This is a genomic window from Kitasatospora sp. NPDC008050 (assembly GCF_042957465.1).
Taxonomy (GTDB): domain Bacteria; phylum Actinomycetota; class Actinomycetes; order Streptomycetales; family Streptomycetaceae; genus Kitasatospora.
This window is the reverse complement of sequence record NZ_JBIBIJ010000015.1, coordinates 127,437-149,407: the sequence shown is the minus strand read 5'-3', so window position 1 is coordinate 149,407 and position 21,971 is coordinate 127,437. Positions and strand designations below refer to the sequence as shown.

The window sequence follows — 21,971 nt, the reverse complement described above, 5'->3', positions numbered from 1 at the left end:
AGGTGTGGCAGGACTTGAACGTGGGCAGCCAAATGGGTGTCCGGCCAGCAGAACGTAACAGCCGATCAGTTCCCCGACCAGAGGGGCGTGATCACATCTGATCGAATCGCAACGGGGCGCAACACTGCCGCAACACCCCGGCTGTGACCGCCTGAAACACTCTGACCTGCTGCTTCGCCGAACCGGTCGAAGCAGTCCTTGCGCATGGTCTTGACCGGTCGACCAACCGGTCCCAGAATTCCGCTGCGCGAAGCTGCTCCGAATACCCATCGAGCGAAGGCAATTGAGCATGACTATCGGGAGTCGCGGCCTCTGCTGCGCCAGGAGAGGGCGCTGATGCTGCGCTATCTGGCGAAACGATTCGCCTACTACGTGGTCCTCCTGGTCGTCGCGGTCTTCCTGGCCTACGCGCTCTCCAGCGCCGCGCTCAACCCCCGCGCCTACTTCGAGAACAAGCAGCCGCGACCCTCCGCCGCCGCGGTGGACCGGCAGTTGACCGCGCTGGGGATCAACGACCACACCCCGGTGGTGGTGCGCTTCGGGCACTGGGCCGACGGCGTGCTCCACGGCGACCTCGGCCAGAGCATCCACAACACCTCGGTCAACGCCGACTTCGGCCGCCGGCTCTGGGTCTCGCTGCGCCTGCTGGTGATCGGCAGCCTGCTCGGCACCGTCCTCGGCGTCGCGGCCGGCGCCTGGAGCGCGGTGCGCCAGTACCGGATCTCCGACCGGGCGTTGACCGTCTTCTCGTTCGTGCTGCTCTCCTCCCCGATCTTCCTGATCGCGCTCTTCCTGAAGAACGGCGCGATCGCGGTCAACCAGGCCTCGGGCCACCAGCTGATCAACTTCACCGGCTACGAGACCCCGGGGCTCAGCGGCGGGCTCGGTGCCCACCTGCTCGACTGGGGCGTGCACCTGCTGCTGCCCACCCTCTCGCTGGCGCTCACCGGCATCGCCGCCTACAGCCGCTACCAGCGCGGCACCATGCTCGACGTGCTCGGCTCGGACTACCTGCGCACCGCCGAGGCCAAGGGCCTGAGCCGCCGCAAGGTGCTGCTCAAGCACGGGCTGCGCACCGCGGTGATCCCGATGTCGACCCTCTTCGCCTACAACATCCTGAGCATCTTCACCGGCGCCACCTTCACCGAGATGATCTTCGGCTGGCACGGCATGGGCGAGTGGTTCATCAGCGCGGTCCAGGAGAACGACATCAACGCGGTGGTGGCCGTCAACCTCTTCACCGCGGTGACGATCCTGGCCTCCGGGTTCCTGGCCGACACGCTGCACGCCGCCCTCGACCCGCGGGTGCGTGTCTGATGGGAGATGCCGCTGTGACCACCACCGTCATCGACGCGCCGCCCGCCCCCGGCGACGCCGCCCCCGCGAGAGCGGCCAGCCGCGGACGCCTGGTGCTGCGCCGCCTGCTGGGCGCCCCCGGCGCGCTGCTGGGCCTGGCGGCGGTGGTGCTGCTCTTCCTGCTCGCCTTCGTCGGCCCGTACCTGACGCACTGGAGCTACACCGACGTCGACTACACCGCGCTGCGCGAACCCCCTTCCGGCACCCACTGGTTCGGCACCGGCAGCCTCGGCCAGGACGTCTACGCCCAGACCCTGCGCGGACTCCAGAAGTCGCTGATCATCGGGCTGCTGGTCGCCCTGCTCTCCACCGTGCTGGCCGGGGTGGTCGGCGCCTGCGCGGGCTACTTCGGCGGCTGGACCGACCGGCTGCTGATCTTCTTCGTGGACCTGATGCTGGTCTTCCCGAGCTTTCTGATCATCGCGATCGTCTCGCCCCGGCTGAAGGACACCGGCTGGATCGCCTTCGTGGTGCTGCTCGCCGCCTTCAACTGGATGATCACCGCCCGGGTGGTGCGCTCCATGACCATCTCCCTCAAGCAGCGCGAATTCGTCCGCGCGGCCCAGTTCATGGGCGTGCGGCCGCTGCGGATCATCTGGCGGCACATCCTGCCGAACGCCGCCTCCTACCTGATCGTGGACGCCACCATCTCGGTCGGCGCCGCGGTGATGAGCGAGACGGCACTCTCCTACTTCGGCTTCGGCGTCAAGGCCCCCGACGTCTCGCTCGGCACCCTGATCGCCGACGGCACCGAGGCCGCCCCCACCTACCCCTGGATGTTCTACTTCGCCGCCGGCCTGCTGGTCCTCTTCGTCCTGGCCGTCAACCTGATCGGCGACGGGCTGCGCGACGCGCTCGACCCCACCGCCCAGGCCGGGCGCCACAGTTCACCTCGCAAGCGCCGCAAGGTCCGAGTTAAGGGCACCGCCTGATGACCACCACCACCGCCACCCCACTGCTGGCCGTCCGCGACCTGCGGGTGGACTTCGCCGGCGGCCGCGGCAAGGCCGCCACCACCGCCGTGCGCGGCGTCGACCTGACGCTCGGCCGCGGTGAGACGCTGGGCATCGTCGGCGAGTCCGGCTCCGGCAAGTCCGTCACCGCGCTGGCGATCCTGGGCCTGCTGCCGGGCTCCGCCAGCGTCCGGGGCTCGGTCGAGCTCGACGGGCGCGAGCTGATCGGGCTGCCGGGCCGGGAGTTGTCACGGATCCGCGGCCGGCGGATCGCGATGGTCTTCCAGGACCCGCTCTCCGCCTTCACCCCCGTCTACCGGATCGGCGACCAGATCGCCGAGGCCGTCCAGGTCCACCAGCAGGTCGACAAGGCCACCGCCCGCCGCCGCGCCGCCGAACTGCTCGACCTGGTCGGCATCCCCGACCCGGACCGGGCGCTGGACGGCTTCCCGCACGAGTTCAGCGGCGGCATGCGCCAGCGCGCGATGATCGCCATGGCCGTGGCCAACGAGCCCGACATCCTGCTCGCCGACGAGCCGACCACGGCGCTGGACGTCACCATCCAGGCCCAGGTCCTGGACGTGCTGCGCACCGCCCAGCGCGAAACCGGCGCATCCCTGGTGCTGGTCAGCCACGACCTCGGGGTGATCGCCCAGATGGCCGACCGGGTCGCGGTGATGTACGCCGGGCGGGTGGTGGAGAACACCTCGGTGGACGAGCTGTTCAGCGCACCCCACCACCCGTACACGCTGGGCCTGATCGGCGCCGTGCCGCGCCTGGACCGGCGCGGCGGTCCGCTGGTGCCGATCCCCGGCAACCCGCCGGCCCTGACCGAACTGCCGCCCGGCTGCCCCTTCGCGGCCCGCTGCCCGCTGGTGGAGGAGCGCTGCCACGAGGCGGAGCCCGCGCTCGCCGGACCCGCCGACCACCAGGCCGCCTGCCTGCGCGCCGCCGAGCTGGCCGCCGACCGGCCGGCTCCCGCCGAGGTCTACCCCGTCCCCGAACTGCCCGCCGCCGCGCCCGGCGCCGCGTCCGGCGACCCGACCGCGGCGCGCGAGGCGCTGCCGACCGTGCTCGCCGTCGACGGGCTGACCAAGACCTTCCCGGTGCTCAAGGGCACCGTCTTCAAGCGCAAGGTCGGCGAGGTCTACGCGGTGGACGGCGTCACGCTGGACCTCCGGCGCGGCGAAACCCTGGGCCTGGTCGGCGAGTCCGGCTCCGGCAAGTCCACCACGCTCTTCGAGATCCTCGGCCTGCGCGCCCCGCAGGGCGGGCGGATCGAGTTCCTCGGCGAGAACACCGCCGCCCTCGACGCCAAGGCCGCGCACCGGCTGCGGGCCCAGCTGCAGATCGTCTTCCAGGACCCGATGGCCAGCCTGGACCCGCGGCTGCCGATCGGCGACATCATCGCCGAGCCGCTCCAGGCCCAGGGCACCGACCGCGCCCACATCGCCCGCCGGATCCCCGAGCTGCTGAGGCAGGTCGGCCTGGAGGCCGGCCACGCCGCCCGCTACCCGCACGAGTTCTCCGGCGGCCAGCGCCAGCGCATCTCCATCGCCCGGGCACTGGCCGTCGAGCCGCAGCTCCTGGTGCTGGACGAGCCGGTCTCCGCGCTCGACGTCTCGATCCAGGCCGGCGTGCTCAACCTGCTGCGCCGGCTGAAGGCCGAACTCGGCCTGGCCTACCTCTTCGTCTCGCACGACCTGTCGGTGATCCGCCACCTGGCCGACCGGGTCAGCGTGATGTACCTGGGCCGCACGGTCGAACACGGCGCCATCGACGCGGTGTTCGACGCCCCGCGCCACCCCTACACCCGCGCACTGCTCTCCGCCGTGCCGATCCCCGACCCGGTCGCCGAGCGCGGCCGCACCCGCCTGCTGCTCCCCGGCGATCCACCCTCCCCCACCAGCCGCCCCGCCGGCTGCGCCTTCCGGAGCCGCTGCCCGGTCTACGCCGCCCTGGCCCCCGAGCGCCGCCCCGCCTGCGAGACCACGGCGCCGCCACTGACCGCCGCCGCCACCGGCGTCGACCACGCCGCGGCCTGCCACTACCCGGAGCTGTGACCTCCCGACCCCCACCACGGCTGACACGCCATCAGCCACCCTCCTGACTCCCCGTCACCCGGACGCCCGCCCCGGCGGGCGCCGCCCCCGCCGCCCGCCTAGCGTGCGGGGGAGTGCCGGGCGGACGTGCGCGGCAGCCGTCCGTGGAGGTCCCCAGGTGGCCGTGTCCGATCAGGAGAGGGCCGCGTCCCAGCCGCCGGACGCCGAGCCGCCGGCCACCGGCCCCCTCGACACCGTCCCACCGCCCTGGGCGGAGCCGGACCGGTTCGCCCGCACCCCCGCCCAACGGGCCACACTGGCCGGCACCCTGACGGTGCTGACGGTGCTGGCGGCGATCCTGCTGGGCAGCCGGGGCCTGCGCGACTTCGACGTCACGCTGCTCCCCTACACGGTGGGCACCGTCTTCCTCGCCTTCGGCCTGGCCCACCGCTGCTCCCTGTGGCTGGGCGACCGCCCGGCCGGCCGGACCGCCCGCTCCTGGCGCGGGCTGCGGGCCGCGGCGGCCGCGGTGCCCCGCCGCGCGCTCGCGCTGATCGGCCTGCGGCAGCCCACCGGCGAGGACGCGCCGCTGCGCCGGGTCGCCCACCAGCTGGTCTTCTGGGGCGCTCTGCTCGCCGCCGTGATCACCATCCCGCTGACCTGGGGCTGGCTCAGCTGCACCGCGGCCGACCCGGCCGGTTCCGGCTACCAGCTGCGGGTGTGGGGCTTTCGGCTCCTCTCCTTCGACGCCGACGGCCCGCTGGGCTGGGTCCTGTTCCGCGGCCTGGACCTGGCGGCGGTGCTGGTCATCGCGGGCGCCGGCCACCTGCTGTGGCGGCGCTCGCGCGGCGGCGAGCCGGGCGGCAGGCCACGGCCGGGCCCCGAGTTCCTGCCGCTGCTCGCGCTGCTGACCATCGCGGTGACCGGCCTGCTGCTGACCTTCTCGGCTCTCGCGCTGCACGGCGGCGGCTACCAGTTCCTGGCCGTGCTGCACCTGGCCGCGGTGGTGCCGACCCTGGTCCTGCTGCCCTTCGGCGCCTTCACCCGCCCGCTGCCGCGCCCGGCCGCCGCGGGCCTGCGGCCGGCCCGGCTCGCGGGCCTGGCCGGGCCCGGGCGACTGAGCGGCGCGACCTTCGCCTGCCGCCGCTGCGGCGAGGCGATCACCCCGGCCGGAGCGGACGCCACCGGGTCCGCCCCCACCGCCCCCGCTGGACCCGCCGAGGCCCGTCGCGTCCTCGCGCGCCTCGGCTTCGACCGGTGGGCCGCGTACTGCGGGCGCTGCCGCCGGCTGCTGTGCGGCGACGCCTACTTCGCCCAGCCGCGGCGGGACGCCAGGTGACCACCACACCCATCGGGGCCGACCGGCGCCGGACGACCGGAGAGGGAGTGTCCGCGTGACCGTGCCGCCCCCCGAGGAGCAGCCCGGCCGGCCCGAGGAGGCCGGCGCCGCCGTCCCCCCGGCCTTCGGCCGCGGCACTCCCGACACCACCCGCCGCGACTGCCTGCGCCTGCTGGCCACCGTCTCGGGCGGCCTCGCGGTCGGCTCCACCGTGGTGGCCGCGGGCGTGCTGCCCCGGCACGGCGACGGCGGCGCGGACCCGCTCAAGGTCGCCGACCAGCTCGGCCCCGGTGAGACGGTGACCTTCGACTACCCCACCGCACACGACCGCGCGATCGGGATCCGGCTGACCAACGGCGCGGTGGTCGGCTACTCGGCGGTCTGCACCCACCAGGCCTGCGGGGTCCTGTGGCGCCCCGACCGCGGCACCGCCGGCGAGCTCTACTGCCCCTGCCACCAGGGCACCTTCGACGTGCGCACCGGTGATGTGACGGGCGGGCCGCCGCCGCGCGGCCTGCCGAAGGTGGTGCTGGTGGAGGACTCGGCCGGCGGCATCTGGGCGATCGGCACCGCCCGCTCCGGCGAGAGCGAGGAGAACGGCCTCTGCCGCCAGCTGCGCGAGAGCGACCCCCAGCTCGCCGACCAGGCCGGCTGCAACGACACGCCCGGCGCCCCCGCCTCCGCCCCCGCCAGCGCCACGGCGGTGGCCAGCACATGACGGACCCTCAGGACGCCAGGCTGCCGGCCGGCTACCACGGCTACCCGCTCGACGGGCGCCCGGACGGCGCCCCTCGACGCGCCGACCGCCCTGCCCCGGGCCGCTCGCCGCGGCTGCGCCCGGCCATCGGCCGCACCGGTCCCCGGGCCCGGCGGTTCGGCCCGCGCCCGGGCCCGGACGGCCGCCCGGCGCCCGGACGCCCGGCCCTGCTCGCGGCGCGCTCGCTGATCGTCCTGGCCGTCGTGGTCGGCCAGTTGTGGGCGTTGACGGTGGCCACCAACGCCTGGATGATCGGCGACACCGACACCGCCTGGTGGACCACGGCCTTCTCGATCGGCTCGTTCCTGGCCGTGCTGCTGGTCTGGTGGCGCGCTCCGCGTGGGGACCGCTGACCTTCGACCGCCTTTCCCGGGAGCCCCGTTGAGCGTTGTCGACGAGCCCTGCGCGACCCGGCGCCGCCCGGACCACCGGCCCGGGGCCGCCATCCGCCACTGGACCCCGCGGGACCCCCGGTTCTGGTCCGCCACCGGCCGCCGGGTGGCGGCCCGCAACCTGGCGGTCTCCGCGCCGGCCCTGCTCCTGGCCACGGCGGTCTGGCAGATCTGGTCGGTGACGGTGGTGGAGCTCGACCGGGCGGGCTTCGCGCTCTCCGGTGCGCAGAAGTTCTGGCTGGCCGCGCTGCCCGGTCTGACCGGCGCCACCCTGCGGGCCGGCTACGCCCTGCTCGGCCCGGCGGTCGGCCGGCGCCGCTGGACGGCGCTCAGCACGGCGGCCCTGATCGGCCCGCTGCTGGGGCTCGGCTTCGCGGTGCGCGACACCGCCACGCCGTACGGGGTGCTGCTGGCCCTGGCCGCCCTGTGCGGGCTGGGCGGCGCGAGCGCCTCCTCCTCGCAGGCCACGCTCGACCCCTTCTACCCGCCGGCGCTCCGGGGCCGGGCCCGCGCCCTCAACGCCGGCCTGGGCGACCTCGGCATCCCCCTGGCGCAGGTGCTCACGCCGATCGTGATCACCACCGGGTTCCTCGGCGCACCGGCCGGGCGAGGGCAGAGCGCGCGCGGCGGGGGCGAGCTCTGGCCGCAGAACGCCGCCCTCCTGTGGATCCCGGCGTCGGCGCTGCTGGCGGTCCTGGCCTGGTTCCTGATGAACGACCTGCGGGTGCCCGGCGCGCCGTACCGGGCCGCCCTGCGCAACCGGCACACCTGGCTGCTGGCGCTGCTTCAACTCGGCACCCTCGGTTCCTTCCTCGGCTTCGCCGCCGCCCTGCCGAACCTGCTCGACCGCACCTTCACCGCGGCCGACCCCAGCTGCTCGGCGACCGGGTTCGTCTGGGTCGGCCCGCTCGTCGGCGTGCTCGCCCGTCCGCTCGGTGGCCGGCTGGGCGCCCGGGTGAGCGACGCCTGGTGCACCACGATCTGCTTCGCCGGGCTGGCGCTCGCCGTCATCGTGGCGGTCAGGGCGCTGCCCTCGGCCGGCGACCCGGGCAACTTCCGGCTCAGCTGCGCCGCCTTCCTGCTGGTTTTCCTCTTCGCCGGTCTCGGCACCGGCTCCGGTCTGCGCCAGCTGCCGCGGGTGCTGCTCGGCCCGCACCGGGCGGCGCCCCAGGACCCGGCCGGGCGCCGGACGGCCGAGAGCGAGGTCTCGGCCGCCGCCGGCGTCGGTACCGCTCTCGCGGCCTGGGGCGCCTTCTTCGTCCCGGCGATGTTCGCTCTCGCCCCGGCCACCGACGCGCTCTACGTCTTCGTCGCCTTCTACGCGTTCTGCCTGGCGGTCTGCTGGTGGTGCTACGCCCGGGACGGAGCCCCGGCCCCGAGCTGAGCACGCCCGTGCACGCGACCTCAACAGTGCGCGACGAGCCGGTGACGATTCGGCTATTCCGACCGGGCCGTGTAATGTTCTCGACGTCAGCACGCGCCGCTAGCTCAGTTGGTTAGAGCAGCTGACTCTTAATCAGCGGGTCCGGGGTTCGAGTCCCTGGCGGCGCACCGACGGTCGAAGGCCCCTCGCGAGAGCGAGGGGCCTTCGGCGTTTCCCGGGCGGATTCCCCCGCCCGCACCGACGGCCCGCGTTTCCCGGCCGCGCCCGGCGGGGAGGTACGCGGGGCCGGACGGCGGTGCCGCTGCGTGAGCGGGCGGCTACCGCACCCGCCCGTGCCGCCCACCCCTTGGGAACTTCTGAATCGAGGCCATGGATGGCTGTGAAGGTGCTGCTCATCACCGGGGACGCCGCGGAGTCGCTGGAGGTGCTCTACCCGTACCAGCGGCTGCGCGAGGAGGGGTACCAGGTGGACATCGCCGCCCCGAGCCGGAAGAAGCTGCGCTTCGTGGTGCACGACTTCGAGGACGGCTTCGACACCTACACCGAGAAGCCGGGCTACACCTGGCCCGCCGACCTGGCCTTCGGCGAGGTCGACCCGGCCCAGTACGTGGCACTGGTGATCCCCGGCGGCCGGGCGCCCGAGTACCTGCGCAACGACCCCGAGGTGCAGCGGATCACCCGCCACTTCTTCGAGGCCGAGAAGCCGGTGGCGCAGATCTGCCACGGCCCGCAGATCACGGCGGCGGCCGGCGTGCTGGGCGGGCGGACCACCGCCGCCTATCCGGCCCTCGAACCGGACGTGCGGGCGGCCGGCGCGCACTACCGGGACGGCGAGGCCGTGGTGGACGGCGTGCTGGTCTCGGCGCGCGCCTGGCCGGACCACCCGGGCTGGCTGCGCGCGTTCATCGAGATCCTGCGGACCAAGGCCCCGGCCTCCTGACCCGCCCGGGGGGGTGCGCCGGCCCGCGGCGCACCCCCGCGGACCCGCTCAGTAGGACTGCAGCTCGATCAACCGGCCCTCGGGGTCGCGCAGATGGGCCGAGCGCAGGGTCGGCCCCCACTCGGGGCGGTCGGTGGCCGGTGTCACCAGGGTGCCGCCGTTCTCCAGGCAGAAGGCGAGCGCCGCGTCGACGTCCGCGACCCGGGAGACCAGCATCGCGGCGTCCTGCGCGTCCTGCGCGGGCGGCGCGGGCGGCGGCAGCTCGCCGGTCCCGATCGCGTCGGCCAGCGCGGCGCGGTCGTAGAGCACCAGGACGGCCTGGTCGGCCACGTCCCAGTTGGCGTACGGGCCGCACTCGTCCCCCTTCTGCCGCACCGCGCCCAGCAGCTCGGGCAGGACGGCGTCATAGAAGCGGAAGCACGCGGCGAAGCGAGTGACCAGCAGGCGTGGGTAGAGCGCGTCCAACGGGCCCTCCGGGCGGCGGGAGCGGATATTAGTGGGTGACTACCCATCATTGGTGTTCACCCTACAATCCCTGGCATGGATGCCACACCCCCGAGCCTGCTCGACCTCACCGGCTACCTGCTCGCACAGACCGGGCGACGGGCCAGGGGGCGGCTGGCGGCCCGGCTCGCCGAGCGGGACCTGCGCCTGTGGCACCTGTCCGTGCTGGCCGCGCTCGCCGACTTCGGCCCGCACGCCCAGCGCGAGCTGGCCGAACGCCTGGGCATCGACGCGAGCGACCTGGTGCGCCTGCTGGACGAGCTGAGCCGGGCCGGCCTGGTCGAGCGCACCCGCGCGGCCGCCGACCGCCGCCGCATGCAGGTCACGCTCGCCCCGGCCGGCCGCGTCACCCTCGACGAGCTGCGCACCGAGGCGGCGGCCGTGCAGAGCGAGGTGCTGGCCCCGCTGTCCGCCGCCGAGCAGGAGCAGCTGCACGGGCTGCTGCTGCGGGTGTTCCTGGCGAGCGGCGCTCCATGACGAGAGCACTGCTCTCACCCGATTTCGGCATAGGCCCGCTGGTCAGGTAATGTTCTCCGCGTTGAAACAGGCGCCGCTAGCTCAGTTGGTTAGAGCAGCTGACTCTTAATCAGCGGGTCCGGGGTTCGAGTCCCTGGCGGCGCACAACACGACGGGCCGCTCTCCTACGGGAGAGCGGCCCGTCGCCTTTCCCAACCACGGGTAGGCAGCGCCTGCGAGCCACCGCCGGTGAGGCACCGTCTGTGAGCCGTTCCCAGCTGCCGATCCGTTCTCTCCGGTAAGAGGGTCCGCCAGTAGGGGGCCGCCCCCGGTGGCGGTGGCGGGGAAGCATCGTCGCAAGATGGACGAGCAGGCGGTGACAGCTCGCGGGGGCTGGAGCTACCCGGCCGCACCGGCCGACCTGTTGCCCCCACCCAGACGGGAGAACCACGCGCAGTGAGCGTTCTGCAGCAGCCCACCGCACCGCCGACGCCACCCGAGCCCGCCGCCCCGGTGGCGCGGCGCGACGGCTGGAGACGCTGGACCTCCTCCCCCGTCACGCTCTCCACGGCGACCGCACTGGTGCTGGGCCTGCTCTGGGCGTGCTTCATGGCCGGGGTCACCGCCGACCTCTCGGCGCAGTTCGCCTGGGCCGACTTCGTGGCCAAGCACCCGGACTCGGCGTACAACTTCTCCTGGTACGGCGGCATGCACCCCGCCTCGTACAGCGTGCTCGCCCCCGACCTGATGGCCCTGTTCGGGGTGCGCACCACCGCCGTCGCGGCGGCCGTGCTCTCGACCGCGCTGCTCGCCGTGCTGCTGGAGCGCTCCCGCGTGCGCCGGCCGCTGCCCGCCGCGCTCTGGGGGGCCTTCGCGCTGACCTGCGACATCGCCGCCGGACGGGTCACCTTCGCGCTGGGCCTGATGTTCGGCCTGGCCGCGGTGGTGGTGGCCGGTCAGCAGCGCGCGGCGAGCTGGTGGCGGGTCGCCGCGGTCGCCCTGTGCGCGCTGCTGGCCACCGCGTCCAGCCCGGTGGCCGGCCTCTTCGTCGACGTGGCCGCGGCCGCGCTGCTGCTCACCAAGCGGTACCGGACCGGCTGGGCGATGGCCGTGCCGCCGCCGGTGGTGGTGCTGGGCTGCGCCGCGCTCTTCCCGTTCTTCGGGGTCGACCCGATCTCCTCCTCCACCGCGATCTTCTCGGCGGGCACCGCGCTGGTGGTGGCGCTGCTGGTCCCCAAGGACTGGCGCGCGGTGCGCTTCGGCGCCCTGGTGTACGCGGTGGGCTCCGGGCTGACGCTGGCCTTCGCGACGCCGATCGGCATGAACGTGCAGCGGCTGGCGCTGATCTTCGGCGGCGTGGTGCTGCTGGCCCTGCTCGGCGCCGAACAGTGGCGCCCGATCCGGTCCTGGCGGCGGCTCACCGCCCTGGTCGCCGGGTTCGGCATGGCGGCCTACTGGACGATCACCGCGAACATCATCGGCATCCCGACCCCCTCGCCCACCCACCAGGCGGACGCGCTCGTCGCCGAGCTGCGTCAGCTGAACGCCGGGCAGACCCGCCTGGAAGCGGTCCCGATGCTCAACCACTACGAGTCCTGGCGGCTGGCCGACGTCACCCAGCTGGCCCGCGGCTGGAACCGTCAGGCCGACGTCCAGCGCAACCCGCTCTTCTACGACAAGACGCTCACCGCGGCGAGCTATCACGACTGGTTGCAGCGCTGGGCGGTGGGCTACGTCGCGCTGCCCTCCGGCCCCACCGACATCGCCGGGGACGCCGAGGCCGCGCTGGTGCGCGGCGGCCTCGGCTACCTGCAGGAGGTCTGGCACGACGAGCACTGGCAGCTCTTCCGGTTCACCGACGCCCGGCCGCTGGCCGACGGGCCGACCACCGTGCTGCGGGCGGACCCGGAGAAGATCCAGCTCACCGTCGGCGCCGCGGGACCGGTTCAGCTGCGGATCCCCTACTCGCCCTGGCTCACCGTGCACGGCCCGGGCGGCGCCTGCCTGAGCCAGGACGGCGACTGGACCAAGCTGACCGTGACCACCCCGGGCGAGTACCGGATCGACGCCCGTTACCGGCTGCCCCGGGGCAGCGCCTGCTGACGGCGGCGGCCGGGGCGCCGGCCCGGGAACCGTCCACGGGCGCTGCGCGGTCCCATCCGCCGAGCACTCCCGCGCACCCGCCGGAGCGGTGAGGTACCGTCGCCAGAGTGCCCGGGGCCAGTCGGGTCAGGATCGAAAGCGAGCAGCGTGGCAGCCGGAGCGAAGGGGTGGACGGAGCGGTCGATGGGCCGGCTCTGGCGTCCCGAGCGGCGCTGGCACCCGTGGCTGGTGGACTCGCTCCTGGTGATCCCCGCCTCGCTCGACGCCCTGCTCAACGTGCCGTCCACCCACGACTGGCACTTCGCGGTCTCGCTGCTGGCGGCCGCCGCCCTGGTGCTGCGCCGCCCCTTCCCGCGCACCGTGCTGCTGCTCACCCTCCCCGGCCTGTACGCGGGCAACGCGCTGGTCGCCGCCGTGGTCGCCGCGTACACCGTGGCGCGCACCGAGCGCGCCCGCTGGCAGCGCTCGCTCGCGGCGCTGCTGGTGGTGCTGGGCAGCTTCCTGCCCTGGCCGATCAGCGCCTTCAAGGCCGAGAGCCTGAGCAGCATCACCCAGCAGCTGATCTTCGCGACCATGCTGGGCGTCGGCCCGGTGGCGCTCGGACTGCTCGCCCAGACCAAGCGGGACCTCTCCGAGCGGGTCGCCGAACTCGCCGAACTGCGCGACCACGAGCGGGCGCTCTACGCCAAGACCGTGATCGCCGAGGAGCGGGCCCGGATCGCCCGTGAGATGCACGACGTGGTCTCGCACCAGGCCGGGCTGATCGCGGTGCAGGCCGGCGCCCTCCAGGTGACCACCAAGGACCCGGTGACCCGGGAGACCGCCGCCACCCTGCGCGGCCTGGCGGTGGCCACCCTGGAGGAGCTGCGCTCGATGATCCTGGTGCTGCGCGCGGCGGGGGCCGGGCCCACCGAGCTGGTGCCGCAGCCCCGGCTGGCCGATCTGCCCCGCCTGGTGGCCGCCGCCGAGGTGGCCGCCACCCTGAGCCTGGACGGCTGCCCGGAGCGGCCGCTGCCCGAGCCGGTGGAGCGCGCGGCGTACCGCACGGTGCAGGAGGCGCTGACCAACGTGCGCAAGCACGCGCCCGGCGCCGAGACCGAGGTGCTGGTCCGGATCACCCCCGAGGCGCTGCACGTCAGCGTGCGCAACGAGGCGCCGGCCGGGCCGTGCCCGGACTCCGGCCTGCCCGGCGGGCGGCACGGCCTGATCGGGCTGCGCGAGCGGGCCACGTTGCTGGGCGGCACCATCGAGGCGGCGCCCGAGTGCGGCGGCGGCTTCGCGGTCCGGCTCTGGCTGCCGCTGCCCGACCTGGCCACGGACCTGACGGAGCATCGGGCCGCCTGACCGGTCGCGCGGACCGAGGGTGCGATTCACCCGCAACCGTCTGTTCTCCTGTCACTTTCCTCAAAAGGGACAAAAGTCCCTACCGTTCACCAGGCGGAGCCAGGCAGGCTTTCACGGTCCCCTGCCCAGGCTGAGAGGAATGGCCTCGTGCCGCGACCCGCTACCCGTTCCCTGCCGCGCCGTCTGCTGCACTCGGGGCATCCGCGCCGCCGCGGCTGGCACCGGCTGGTGCCGACCTGGCGGTTCAGCCTCTTCTCCACCCTGGCCGTGCTGCTGCTCGGCGCCGGCTTCTTCGCGCTCGGCGTGGTGCTGGTCAAGGTTCCGGACGCGCACGCCGCCGCCACCGCGCAGCGCAACACCTGGCTCTACCGGGACGGCACGGTGCTCGCGCAGACCGGCCAGACCAACCGGCAGAGCGTGCCGCTGGACCAGATATCCGCCGAGGCCCAGCACGCGGTGCTGGCCGCCGAGGACCGCGGCTTCTACCGCGAGGGCGCCGTCAACCCGGCCGCGCTGCTGCGGGCCGGCTGGAACACCGCCACCGGCAAGGGCGCCCAGGGCGGTTCGACGATCACCCAGCAGTACGTCAAGAACGCCTACCTGACGCAGGAGCAGACGGTCAGCCGGAAGGTCAAGGAGATCTTCATCGCGATCAAGGTGGACGCGACGCTCGACAAGCAGGAGATCCTGGCGAACTACCTGAACACCACCTACTACGGGCGCGGCGCCTACGGCATCCAGGCCGCGGCGCAGGCCTACTTCGGCGTGGACGCGAGCAAGCTGGACGCCGCGCAGGGCGCTTACCTGGCGACGCTGCTCAACGCGCCCTCGGTCTACGACGTCTCGACCGCCACCGAGGCGGGCAAGCGCGCGGCCACCGCCCGCTGGAACTACGTGCTGGACGGCATGGTCCAGGAGGGCTGGCTGTCCGCCGCCGACCGGCCCGCGACCACCTTCCCGCAGGTCCGCGCACCGCAGCCGGCCCTCGGCCTGTCCGGCCAGGCCGGCTACCTGGTGGACGCCGCCAAGGACTACCTGGTCTCGCACAAGCTGGTGGACGAGGCGGCGCTCGCCAAGGGCGGCTACCGGATCACCCTGAGCATCGACCCGGCCCGCCAGGCGGACCTGCAGACCGCCGTGCAGCGGCAGTTGACCGACAAGCTGGATGCGGCCAAGCGCCCGGGCGACGGCGACATCCAGGCCGGCGCGGTCTCGGTGGACCCGAAGACCGGTGCGGTGCTGGCCATGTACGGCGGCGCCGACTACACCCAGCACTTCATCAACAACGCCACCCGCCGCGACTACCAGGCCGGTTCGACCTTCAAGCCGATCGCACTGGCCGCCGCACTGGAGAACGGCGCTAAGACCCAGGACGGGCGGACCGTCACCCCCGACACCGTCTACGACGGCGCCAACCGCCGCCCGGTGCGCGGCGGCAGCGCCAAGCCGCCGTACGCGCCGCCGAACGAGGGCGAGGCCGAGTACGGCCAGATCACGCTGCGCCAGGCCACCGACTGGTCGGTCAACACCGCCTTCGCCCAACTCGCCCAGGACACCGGCCTGGAGAAGGTCAAGCAGAGCGCGATCGCGCTCGGCCTGCCCGCCGACACCAATGAGCTGAACGTCGTGCCCTCGCTGCCGCTGGGCGTCTCGATGCCGAGCGTGCTGGACATGGCCGGGGTCTACGCGACGCTGGACAACGACGGGCAGCAGCAGGCCCCGTACCTGGTCCAGTCGCTCCAGCTGGACGGCGCCGACGTTCCGCTGCCGCCGCGGCAGAGCAGCCGGGCGGTGAGCGAGCAGACCGCGCGGCAGGTCACCGACATGCTGCGGGGCGTGGTGGCCGACCAGGGCGGCACCGGCTGGCGGGCCAAGGAGCTGGGCCGTCCGGCGGCCGGCAAGACCGGGACCACCGACGGCAACCGCTCGGCCTGGTTCGTCGGCTACACGCCCGAGGTGGTGACCTCGGTGGCGATGTTCGGCGAGCAGGCCGGCACCGGCAAGCAGGTCACGCTTTCCGGCACGGCCGGCGGCGGGCGGGTCAACGGTGGCGGCTACCCGGCACAGATCTGGACCGCCTACATGAAGTCCGCGCTTCAGGGCACGCCGGTGGGCCGGTTCACCCCGCCGGGCGCGATCGCGCCGGACGAGGCCGCCGCCGATCCCTCGCCCACCCCCTCGCTGCGCCCGGGCAGGCCGGGCCCCTCGCCGTCCGCCACCCCGCAGCGCCCCGACACCTCGCCCGACAGCCGCTCGCAGGCCCCCTCGCCCACCCCCGAGGTGCCGAGCGAGCCGCCCACCAGGACGCCGCCGGTCCGGCCCGAGGAGCCCTCGACGCCGTCCACCCCGGTGGCGCCGCCCACCTCGCCGAGCCGGCCGTCGCGGCCCCCGGTCACCCCCGACCCGTCCCGCCCGTCGTCGAATCCGCCGACGACGCCCGTCCAGCCCTCCGGGACGGGCAGCAGCCTGACGGCCGTCGGCGAGGCGGCCTGACAGCGGGCGGTCCCGGGCCGCCCGGGCCACCCCACCCCGGGCCACCGGCACATATGTTCGGGTTGCTGGCAGAATGTTCCGATGCACTCCACCCCGGCCCCCGCGCAGCACTCCCGCCGGGCCATCGGCCTCACCCTGGCGCTGATCTCCGCCGTCTCCTTCGGCGGCTCCGGCACCGCGGCCAAACCGCTGATCGAGGCGGGCCTGTCCCCGCTCCAGGTGGTCTGGCTGCGGGCCACCGGCGCCGCCCTGGTGCTGCTGCCGGTGGCCTGGCGCCACCGCGCGGTGCTGCGCGAGCGCCCGGCGCTGGTGCTCGGGTTCGGGCTGCTCGGCGTTGCCGGGGTGCAGGCCTGCTACTTCGCGGCGATATCCCGGATACCCGTCGGCGTCGCGCTGCTGATCGAGTACCTCGGGCCGCCGCTGCTGCTCGGCTACGTCCGCTTCGTCCAGCGCCGCCCGGTCAGCCGGGGCGCGGCGATCGGCGCCGCGGTCGCGGTCACCGGGCTGGCCTGCGTGGTGGAGGTCTGGCAGGGGCTGAGCTTCGATGCCGTCGGCGTGCTCTTCGCGCTCGGCGCGGCCTGCTGCCAGGTCGGCTACTTCGTGCTCGCCGACGCCGGCGGCCGGGGCGAGAAGCCCGCCGACCCGCTGGGGATGGCCGCGTTCGGGCTGCTGATCGGCGCCCTCGTGCTCACCGTGGTCGCCCGCCCCTGGCAGGGCCACTGGAGCAGGCTCGGCGGCCACGTCACCATGGCCGGTCACCAGATCCCCGCGCTGCTGCCCGCGGCCTGGATGATCCTCGTCGCCACCGTCCTGGCCTACCTGACCGGCGTGGTCTCGGTGCGCCACCTCTCCCCGCCGGTGGCGGGGGTGGTGGCCAACATCGAGGCGGTGGTCGCCACCGTGACCGCCTGGTTCCTGCTGGACGAGCACCTCGGCACCCTGCAGTTGTTCGGCGGCCTGCTGGTGCTGCTCGGTGCCTTCGCCGCCCAGGTCGGCGGAGCGGGCGGCGCGGAGCCCGACCAGGTGGCCCTCGACCCGCCGGTGCCGAGCGTGTCCCACGAACGTGTGAAACCCCTCCCGAGCGGCGGCCGTCCGGAGTAGCGTCGGCACCGTGAGTCACCAGATCTGCCCGCGGTGCGGCGGTACTGGCGTCACCGAGAAGATCCGACACACCGTCGAGACCGCGCCCGACGGCACGCGGCAGCCCAAGCAGGAGAACTACCTGTCCCCCTGTGCCCACTGCGGCGGGAAGGGACACGTGAACTGAGATGCGGCTCCTCTTCCAGTGCACCGAGTGCGGGGTCCACTACCTCCCGCCCGAGGGCCTCGCCTACGCCGACGGCAGCCCGGCCAGTCCGCTGTGGTGCACCGAGCACCAGGCCGCGATGCGCGAACTGGGCCTCACCGAGCCCCCCGCGGCCGCGGCCCTGGCCCTGCTCGGCGCCCGCCAGCGCGCGGCGGCCCCGCCCACCGAGGAGCGGCCGGGCCGGCCGGACATCCGCCCCACTCGCACCCGCCGCGGCGCCACGGCGCCCGGCGGTGGGCGGTCCCGGCTGCACTGACCCGGTCCCGGTCGCGGCCGCACTGGTCGCGGCTGAACTGCTGCGTGCGCGGGCCCGGCGCGCCGTCAGCCGCCGGCCGGCCCGCCGGTCGCGGCGTCGCTGGCGATCGCCTCATGGTGGCGGATCACCTCGGCGATGATGAAGGTGAGGAACTTCTCCGCGAAGACCGGGTCGAGCCGCGCACCGGCCGCCAGCTCCCGCAGGCGCCGGATCTGGTTCCGCTCGCGGGCCGGATCGGCGGCGGGCAGCTTGTGGGCGGCCTTGAGCGTGCCGACCCGCTGGGTGGCCTTGAACCGCTCGGCGAGCATGTGGACAACCGCGGCGTCGATGTTGTCGATGCTCTGGCGCAGGTCGGCCAGTTCCTCGCGGACGGCGTCGTCGACGTCCGCCATCGCGGCGGTGGATTCGGTCGCGGGCTGCTCGGTCATCGCGTCTGCTCCGGTTCGGGCGCCGGGCCACGGGGCCGGGCGCGAAAGGGGCCGGTGGCCTGGGGACTGCCCGGCGCGCGGGCCGGGCAAATCTAACAGGCACCCCGGCCCGGACTCTCCCCAATTGCCCGGATCGCCCACCATCCGGACAACCTCCGGGCGTCCCGGTGCCCCGACCCGGTCACCCGACCCGGCGACCGGCCCGGCAGACGTCACGGCCCAGACCGGCGCCGAGCGGCCACGCTCGATCACCTTCCAGTTGCGGACAGTGACGCCGGGCCGGATTCTGACGCAGAGACAGCTCCCCCGCTGAAAGGCCCCGCCCCATGCCCCTGCGCGACTCCTACCCCGACGGCGCCCCCTGCTGGACCGACCTGACCTGTGCCGACCCCCTGGACGCCGAGGACTTCTACGGCCCCATCCTGGGCTGGGAGTTCGAACAGCTCGGGGCCGAGTACAACGGCTACACCATGTGCCTGCTCGACGGCCGGCCCGCCGCCGGACTGCTGCCACCGCCGGCCGGCGCCGAGCAACTGCCCTGGTCCTGGAACCTCTATCTGGCCACCGGTGAACTGGACACGGTCTACGACCGGGTGAGCCGGGCGGGTGGCACCGCGGTCTTCGGCCCGCACCAGGTGCCGGGCGCGGGCCGGCTGGCGTTCGGCTACGACCCGACGGGGGCCGCCTTCGGGCTCTGGCAGCCGGGCGGCCACCCGGGCGCTGCGGTCTACGGGGAGCCGGGCGCGATGTGCTGGCACGACCTCACCACCCCCGAGGCCGACCCGGCGGACGCCTTCTACGCCGAGCTCTTCCCCTACCAGCAGAAGCAGGTCGGCGACGGGCGCGCGTTCGACTACACCGCCTGGAGCGTGCCCGGCTCCGACGGCCTGCCGGTCTGCGGCCGCTACCGGGCGGCGGTGCCGCAGCCGTACTGGTCGGTGTACTTCGCGGTGCCCGAGGCGGACCACGTGGCCGACCAGGTGCTCGGCCTGGGCGGCCAGGTGCTGCGCGAGCCGTTCGACTCTCCGTACGGACGGATGGTGCCGTGCACCGATCCCGGCGGTGCCCGGGTGACCTTCTGTCAGTTGCCCTGACCAGTAGTCTGGGACCGGCGTGACCGGATCTGTCATACCGACGTCTCTTTCCAGAGCATCAGAGCAGCAGGAGGTACCGATCGTGGCAACTGTTCGCACCGCTCGCACCGCATGGCAGGGGAACCTTCTCAACGGCAGCGGCGAGGTGACCTTCGCCTCCTCCGGAATCGGGCAGTTCCCGGTCTCCTGGCCGGCCCGTTCCGAGGAGCCGAACGGCAAGACCAGCCCTGAGGAGCTCATCGCGGGCGCCCACTCGGCCTGCTTCTCGATGGCGCTCTCGCACGGCCTGGCCGGCGCCGGCACCCCGCCCACCAAGCTCGACGTGCAGGCCGAGGTCACCTTCCAGCCGGGCACCGGCATCACCGGGATCCACCTGACCGTGGTCGGCGAGGTACCGGGTCTGGACGAGGCCGGCTTCGTCAAGGCCGCCGAGGATGCCAAGGCCAACTGCCCGGTGAGCAAGGCGCTGGCGGGCACCACCATCACGCTCAGCGCGAAGCTGGCCTGAGCCTCCCGGCCCGGCAGGGGCGCGAACTGCCCCGCGCACGCCCCCGGCGGACACCGCATGGTGTCCGCCGGGGGCGTGTCCATCCCCGGCCGTGCTTCCACCGGAAGCGGTGATTCACCCTGACGGCTGTGGCCTCGGCTTCCCCTGGCGGCCTATGATCGAGCACAGTGCTCTGCTCTTGACAACCGTCCGGCCCTGCCGGTCGGGGCATCGGCCCATGCGACTGACGCGACGTCAATCAGCAGCGCCCCTGAAGAGCGTGAGCAAGCGAGCGTCAGCGGCGGACGGGAGCGAGCAGTGCGAGGCCGGAACGAGGGGGCCGACGCACACCGCAACGGCGTGCGTCCCAACACTCTGCTCCCCATCACCGATCCGCCGCCAACCAGGCTGCCCTCCCCCGTCAGTTGCCCCCACTGCGCCGCCCCCCTGCCCGCCGCCGCGCTGCCACCCGTACCGCCGCCCGCCGGGCCACCCGCCGTCGCCGATGCCGGGCAGGGCGAGCCCCTGGCGGCCGACACCGACGAGCTGTTGGCCGCGCTGCGGGCCAGCGAGTCCCGGTTCCGGGCGGCCTTCGCCGACGCGGGCATCGGCATGCTGCTGATCGACACCGACGACCTGGTGATCGAGGCCAACCCCGCCTTCGCCGCGATGCTCGGCCGCGAGGTCGGCGAGCTGGTCCGGATGCACCTGCACGAGATCATCGAGCCCGAGGACACCCCGCGCCGGCTCTACCTGGAGCTGGTGAACGGCAAGCGCGACCGACTGCGGGTGGAGAAGCAGCTCAAGCACCGCGAGGGGCGCGAGGTCTGGAGCAACGTCACCATCTCGCTGGTCCGCGACGCCCAGGGCCGCCCCTTCTACACGTTCGCGATGTTCGAGGACATCACCGAGCGGCGCCGGCTCGGCGACCGGCTCGCCTACCAGGCACTGCACGATCCGCTGACCCGGCTGCCCAACCGCACCTTCTTCTTCGACCGGCTCAACGCCGCCTGCCTGCCCGACCCGCAGCGCCCCGGCGACGGCGGCGGCCGCCGGGTCGGCGTCTGCTACGTGGACCTGGACGGCTTCGCGGCGATCAACGACACCCTCGGCCACCACATCGGCGACCAGCTGCTGAGCGCCGTCGCGGCCCGGCTGGAGCGGCGCTTCGTCACCGGCGAGGGGCTGCTGGTGGCGCGCCTGGGCGGCGACGAGTTCGCCGTGCTGGTCGCCGACAGCGAGGGCAGCGAGCAGCTGACCAACCTCGCCGCCCAACTGCTCACCCTGCTGGAGCGGCCCTTCGAGGTGGCCGGGCACCGGCTCGCGGTCACCGCCAGCGTCGGGGTGGTGGAGCGCCCGGTGCAGGGCACCAGCCCGACCGACCTGGTGAAGGACGCCGACGCCACGCTCTACTGGTCCAAGTCCGACGGCCGGGCCCGCTGGACCCTCTACGACCGCGACCGCGGCGCCCACCAGCTGACCCGCCGGCTGCTCACCACCGCGCTGCGCCCGGCGCTGGAGCGCGGCGAGTTCACCGTCGAGTACCAGCCGCTGGTGGGTCTGGCGGACGGCACCGTGCACGGCGCCGAGGCGCTGGTGCGCTGGCGCCACCCCCGGTTCGGCACCCTGTCACCGGACCGGTTCATCCCGCTCGCCGAGGAGTCGGGGGCGATCGTGCCGCTCGGCAAGTGGGTGCTGGAGGAGTCCTGCCGGCAGGCGCGCGGCTGGCTGGCGGAGTTCCCCGACACCGAGGCCTTCGTCAGCGTCAACCTGGCGGCCCGTCAGGTCTGGGACTCCGACGTGGTGGCGGACGTCGCCCAGGTACTGGAGCGCACCGGACTGCCCGCCCGGCTGCTCCAGCTGGAGCTGACCGAGAGCGCCGTGCTCGGCCCCAGCGGCCGGCCGTTGCAGGCCCTGCAGGCGCTGGCCGACATGGGCGTGCGGATCGCCATCGACGACTTCGGCACCGGCTACTCCAACCTCGCCTACCTCTCCCGCCTGCCGGTGCACGCGCTGAAGCTGGACGGCACCTTCATCGAGGGCTTCCGCGACCCGGCCCCGGTCGGCCGGCCCGACCTGCGCTCGCGCCGCAGCGAGGCGGACGAGCAGATCGTGGGCGCGATGGTACGCCTGGCCCACGACCTGGGCCTGACCGTGACGGCCGAGGGGATCGAGAACGCGGCCCAGGCCGAGCGGCTGCGGCTGACCGGCTGCGACACCGCGCAGGGCTGGTACTTCGCCCGGCCCGGCGAGGCCTCGCTGGTCGCCGGGATGCTGCGCGAGGGGCGGATCAAGCTGCCCGGCTCCGACCACCCCGCGCTGCGGCCCTAGGCGTAC

Annotated in this window: 20 protein-coding genes and 2 tRNA genes; 20 read left to right on the top strand and 2 right to left on the bottom strand. The window is 74.1% G+C overall.

Annotated elements, in window-relative coordinates; translation table 11 throughout:
- The first annotated feature begins 336 nt into the window (after positions 1–336).
- From ACFZB9_RS26450 to ACFZB9_RS26410, 9 genes are all read left to right on the top strand, one after another.
- A complete protein-coding gene (locus tag ACFZB9_RS26450; protein WP_391451113.1) occupies positions 337–1,317 on the top strand; it encodes an ABC transporter permease in 981 nt (326 codons plus the stop codon).
- Positions 1,317–2,288 (top strand): ABC transporter permease, encoded by a 972-nt coding sequence (locus tag ACFZB9_RS26445; protein WP_391451111.1) that lies wholly within the window; start codon positions 1,317–1,319, stop codon positions 2,286–2,288. The genes ACFZB9_RS26450 and ACFZB9_RS26445 overlap by 1 nt, the downstream gene beginning before the upstream one ends.
- Entirely contained in the window at positions 2,288–4,372 is a 2,085-nt protein-coding gene (locus ACFZB9_RS26440) for a dipeptide ABC transporter ATP-binding protein (RefSeq protein ID WP_391451110.1), read from the top strand. Before ACFZB9_RS26445 ends, ACFZB9_RS26440 begins: the two co-directional genes overlap by 1 nt.
- A gap of 157 nt (positions 4,373–4,529) precedes the next feature.
- Positions 4,530–5,690: an MFS transporter gene (locus ACFZB9_RS26435; RefSeq protein ID WP_391451108.1), complete on the top strand. Its 1,161-nt coding sequence runs from the start codon at positions 4,530–4,532 to the stop codon at positions 5,688–5,690.
- A gap of 55 nt (positions 5,691–5,745) precedes the next feature.
- Positions 5,746–6,408: a ubiquinol-cytochrome c reductase iron-sulfur subunit gene (locus ACFZB9_RS26430; RefSeq protein WP_391451107.1), complete on the top strand. Its 663-nt coding sequence runs from the start codon at positions 5,746–5,748 to the stop codon at positions 6,406–6,408.
- Positions 6,405–6,800, top strand: coding sequence for a hypothetical protein (locus tag ACFZB9_RS26425; protein ID WP_391451105.1), 396 nt, complete (start codon positions 6,405–6,407; stop codon positions 6,798–6,800). Before ACFZB9_RS26430 ends, ACFZB9_RS26425 begins: the two co-directional genes overlap by 4 nt.
- Positions 6,801–6,828: 28 nt before the next feature.
- On the top strand, positions 6,829–8,223 hold the full coding sequence (locus ACFZB9_RS26420) for a nitrate/nitrite transporter (RefSeq protein ID WP_391451103.1): 1,395 nt from the start codon (positions 6,829–6,831) through the stop codon (positions 8,221–8,223).
- Between the two features lie 93 nt (positions 8,224–8,316).
- Positions 8,317–8,390, top strand: a tRNA-Lys gene (locus ACFZB9_RS26415).
- Positions 8,391–8,596: 206 nt separating this feature from the next.
- Entirely contained in the window at positions 8,597–9,163 is a 567-nt protein-coding gene (locus tag ACFZB9_RS26410) for a DJ-1/PfpI family protein (RefSeq protein ID WP_391451102.1), read from the top strand.
- A 48-nt stretch (positions 9,164–9,211) separates the two neighbouring features.
- On the opposite strand, the gene ACFZB9_RS26405 is transcribed toward ACFZB9_RS26410, so the two are convergent.
- Positions 9,212–9,628 carry a glyoxalase/bleomycin resistance/extradiol dioxygenase family protein gene (locus ACFZB9_RS26405; RefSeq protein ID WP_391451100.1) on the bottom strand — a complete coding sequence of 139 codons (417 nt, stop codon included), beginning with the start codon at positions 9,626–9,628 and terminating at the stop codon, positions 9,212–9,214.
- Positions 9,629–9,703: 75 nt separating this feature from the next.
- Here ACFZB9_RS26405 and ACFZB9_RS26400 point away from each other — a divergent pair, with 75 nt between their 5' ends.
- The 8 genes from ACFZB9_RS26400 to ACFZB9_RS26365 all read left to right on the top strand — a co-directional run bounded on the left by ACFZB9_RS26400 (position 9,704) and on the right by ACFZB9_RS26365 (position 17,625).
- Entirely contained in the window at positions 9,704–10,144 is a 441-nt protein-coding gene (locus ACFZB9_RS26400) for a MarR family winged helix-turn-helix transcriptional regulator (RefSeq protein ID WP_391451098.1), read from the top strand.
- A 70-nt stretch (positions 10,145–10,214) separates the two neighbouring features.
- Positions 10,215–10,288 (top strand) — tRNA-Lys (locus tag ACFZB9_RS26395).
- Positions 10,289–10,579: 291 nt separating this feature from the next.
- Positions 10,580–12,226, top strand: coding sequence for an MFS transporter (locus ACFZB9_RS26390; protein ID WP_391451096.1), 1,647 nt, complete (start codon positions 10,580–10,582; stop codon positions 12,224–12,226).
- A 147-nt stretch (positions 12,227–12,373) separates the two neighbouring features.
- Positions 12,374–13,570: a sensor histidine kinase gene (locus ACFZB9_RS26385; protein ID WP_391451094.1), complete on the top strand. Its 1,197-nt coding sequence runs from the start codon at positions 12,374–12,376 to the stop codon at positions 13,568–13,570.
- A gap of 147 nt (positions 13,571–13,717) precedes the next feature.
- Positions 13,718–16,063, top strand: coding sequence for a transglycosylase domain-containing protein (locus ACFZB9_RS26380; protein WP_391451092.1), 2,346 nt, complete (start codon positions 13,718–13,720; stop codon positions 16,061–16,063).
- 81 nt (positions 16,064–16,144) lie between these two features.
- Positions 16,145–17,164, top strand: a complete 1,020-nt coding sequence (locus tag ACFZB9_RS26375) for a DMT family transporter (RefSeq protein ID WP_391451090.1) — start codon at positions 16,145–16,147, stop codon at positions 17,162–17,164.
- Between the two features lie 10 nt (positions 17,165–17,174).
- Entirely contained in the window at positions 17,175–17,330 is a 156-nt protein-coding gene (locus ACFZB9_RS26370; protein ID WP_391451088.1) for a hypothetical protein, read from the top strand.
- Between the two features lies 1 nt (position 17,331).
- Entirely contained in the window at positions 17,332–17,625 is a 294-nt protein-coding gene (locus tag ACFZB9_RS26365; protein ID WP_391451086.1) for a hypothetical protein, read from the top strand.
- Between the two features lie 65 nt (positions 17,626–17,690).
- On the opposite strand, the gene ACFZB9_RS26360 is transcribed toward ACFZB9_RS26365, so the two are convergent.
- Positions 17,691–18,053: a chorismate mutase gene (locus tag ACFZB9_RS26360; protein ID WP_391451084.1), complete on the bottom strand. Its 363-nt coding sequence runs from the start codon at positions 18,051–18,053 to the stop codon at positions 17,691–17,693.
- A 326-nt stretch (positions 18,054–18,379) separates the two neighbouring features.
- On the opposite strand from ACFZB9_RS26360, the gene ACFZB9_RS26355 reads away from it, so the two are divergent.
- The 3 genes from ACFZB9_RS26355 (at position 18,380) to ACFZB9_RS26345 (ending at position 21,965) form a co-directional block, all read left to right on the top strand.
- Positions 18,380–19,147 carry a VOC family protein gene (locus ACFZB9_RS26355; protein WP_391451082.1) on the top strand — a complete coding sequence of 256 codons (768 nt, stop codon included), beginning with the start codon at positions 18,380–18,382 and terminating at the stop codon, positions 19,145–19,147.
- Between the two features lie 82 nt (positions 19,148–19,229).
- Positions 19,230–19,655, top strand: a complete 426-nt coding sequence (locus ACFZB9_RS26350; RefSeq protein ID WP_391451079.1) for an OsmC family protein — start codon at positions 19,230–19,232, stop codon at positions 19,653–19,655.
- 339 nt (positions 19,656–19,994) lie between these two features.
- Positions 19,995–21,965, top strand: a complete 1,971-nt coding sequence (locus tag ACFZB9_RS26345; protein ID WP_391451077.1) for a putative bifunctional diguanylate cyclase/phosphodiesterase — start codon at positions 19,995–19,997, stop codon at positions 21,963–21,965.
- The last annotated feature ends 6 nt before the right edge of the window (positions 21,966–21,971 follow it).